This window comes from Actinosynnema sp. NPDC023658, from assembly GCF_040639995.1.
Lineage (GTDB): Bacteria > Actinomycetota > Actinomycetes > Mycobacteriales > Pseudonocardiaceae > Actinosynnema.
The window spans coordinates 1-2,113 of record NZ_JBFAAX010000936.1; the positions used below are offsets into that span (position 1 = coordinate 1).

General features: G+C 70.7%; 2 protein-coding genes and 1 pseudogene. 2 read left to right on the top strand and 1 reads right to left on the bottom strand.

The window, feature by feature from the left end; all coding sequences use genetic code 11:
- Together AB0G02_RS36615 and AB0G02_RS36620 are read left to right on the top strand one after the other, a co-directional pair.
- Window positions 1–338, top strand: a pseudogene (locus AB0G02_RS36615) (hypothetical protein); the annotation flags it as partial.
- A gap of 269 nt (window positions 339–607) precedes the next feature.
- On the top strand, window positions 608–958 hold the full coding sequence (locus AB0G02_RS36620; protein ID WP_360804005.1) for an alcohol dehydrogenase catalytic domain-containing protein: 351 nt from the start codon (window positions 608–610) through the stop codon (window positions 956–958).
- 411 nt (window positions 959–1,369) lie between these two features.
- Here the strand turns inward: AB0G02_RS36620 and AB0G02_RS36625 are convergent, their stop codons facing one another.
- Complete coding sequence (locus AB0G02_RS36625; protein ID WP_360804008.1) at window positions 1,370–1,924, bottom strand: hypothetical protein; 555 nt, start codon at window positions 1,922–1,924, stop codon at window positions 1,370–1,372.
- Between the last annotated feature and the right edge of the window lie 189 nt (window positions 1,925–2,113).

The window sequence follows — 2,113 nt, forward strand, 5'->3', positions numbered from 1 at the left end:
CTGAACTGGTCACCTACTCCCAGCGCGAGGTCGACGCCCTCGTGGCGACCTCGCGCGACCTGAGGCGGCCGTGCGCGGTGCACGCGTTCAACGACGAAGGTGTCCTGCGCGCGGCACACGCGGGCGTCCGCTCGGTGGAACACGCTTCACTCGCCTCGGTCGAGACGCTGTCCGTGCTGGCGGAGAAGGGGATCTGGCTGGTCCCCACCCAATCGGTCGTGGTCGAATGCCTCGACCACCTGAACGACGACGACTTCTGGACCGACAAGCCCGCGCACCTCAGGGCCGTGTTCCGCCGGCACGCGGACCGCCTGCGGCATTCCGCGTCACACCCGTAGGCCAGCGGGGTCCGGCTGGCGTTCGGCTCCGACGCCAGCGTCCTGCCCCACCGGGACAACTGGCGCGAGTTCCCGGCCATGGTGAAGGCCGGCCTCAGCCGACTGCGGGCGTTGCGGGCGGCCACCTCGGAAGCGGCCGCGCTGCTCGGCACACCCGATCGCGGAGCCGTCCGTCCCGACCGTGCGGAAACGGCACCCGCCGACAGCAAGGATCTCGTTCCGGCGAACCGCCCAACCCGTGCGGTGTCGGGGACATCAGCCTGGACGAGGTGCCCGATCCGAAGATCCTGGAACCGACCGACGCGATAGTGAAGATCACCCGCAGCGCGATCTGCGGCACGGACCTGCACTTGGTGCGCGGCACCATGGCCGGGATGGTCGAGGTCACCGTCCTGGGCCACGAGGCGGTCGGCGTGGTCGAGGAGGTCGGTCCGGCGGTACGCGGCTTCACCCCGGGTGACCGGGTGGTGGTGACGTCATCGATCGCCTGCGGTGCCTGCTCGTACTGCCGTGCCGGGTATTTCGCCCAGTACGACACGGCCAACCCGGACTTCCTCCACGCATGCGGTGCTATGAGGCTTGGTCCGCGGCCTGGGCGACGCGTAGTTCTACCGATGTGATCGCGCCGCGAGGTGTCACACGCTCATGGCGTGACCTCCGGCTGAGGCGGGTGGGAGTCGGTCGCGTTCGCCCTGTCGATCATCGGGTCGGTGGCGATGCTGTTGCCGAGCCTTGTGTCGTTGGGGGTGCTGCGTCGCCGTCGGCTGGGTGCGAACGTGTGGGTGCCGCTGAGTTTTCGGATCACGGGGTTGGTCAGCCGGAAGTGGGGCGGCTCGCAGTGCAGAGTGCCGGCGGTCCGCCATGCGGGTCCGGACGGTGGCGGAGTCGGCGGTTTCGGGGGTGCAGCGTCGCCGCCTGCGCCTCGACCGCGTCCCGACCGGCACCGCCTGCGGCGTCGCCGGCCGCACGGCCCCGCCCTTGTCGACCGCCCCGCGGAACCCGGTGGCGGGGACGGCTTTGGGGACGGTGGGTCAGAGTGAGGTGATCTCCAGGGTCACGAGGGAGTAGGTGCTGGAGACCGTTCCCAGGCCTGCGGTGCACAGCAGCACGTCGGCGGCCGGGCCGGTGATGACCTGCAGGACGGCGCTGCCGGTGAACAGACCGGAAGTGACCGTGCCGGTGCGGGTGACCACCAGCGCGGCCCCGACGATGGTGACGGTGTAGTTGGCGGAGACGGTCGACGTCTGGCCGGTGTTCCAGACGATGGTGTAGGTGATGGACCCGCTTTGCAGCAGGTCGAGGCAGGACAGTCCCGGCACGAGCGCGGAGAAGTTGATGGAGCCGGAGGTGATGGCCGGGTTGCTCAGCGACACGCACGGCCCCAGCTGGGACGTGATGCCGACGGTGACGTTCTGCGGGGTCATGCTCAGCGGCGGGGTAAAGGTGTCGACCTGGCTGCTGGGCGGGGTGCACGTCACGTCCAGCACGCCGGCCGAGGCCGTCCCGGCCGGGCCCAGCACGGTCAGCACGAGGGCGGCGACGGCCGTGGTGAGGACGGCCGTGGCGCTGCGTAACGACTTGATCATGATCGCTCCATCCGGGCGGTACCCGGCACCCGTGTGGGCGCGAGCACAACGCGGCCACCAGGGTGGTCCCATCCGGGCGAGCCGCGACAGTCCCGTCCGCGCACCGCGACGCGGCGCCGAACACCGCCGACTTCGGCTGGGCGGGTCAGTCGCTCGCCGGCCCCGACAAGTGCCTCCGGACACCGGCAC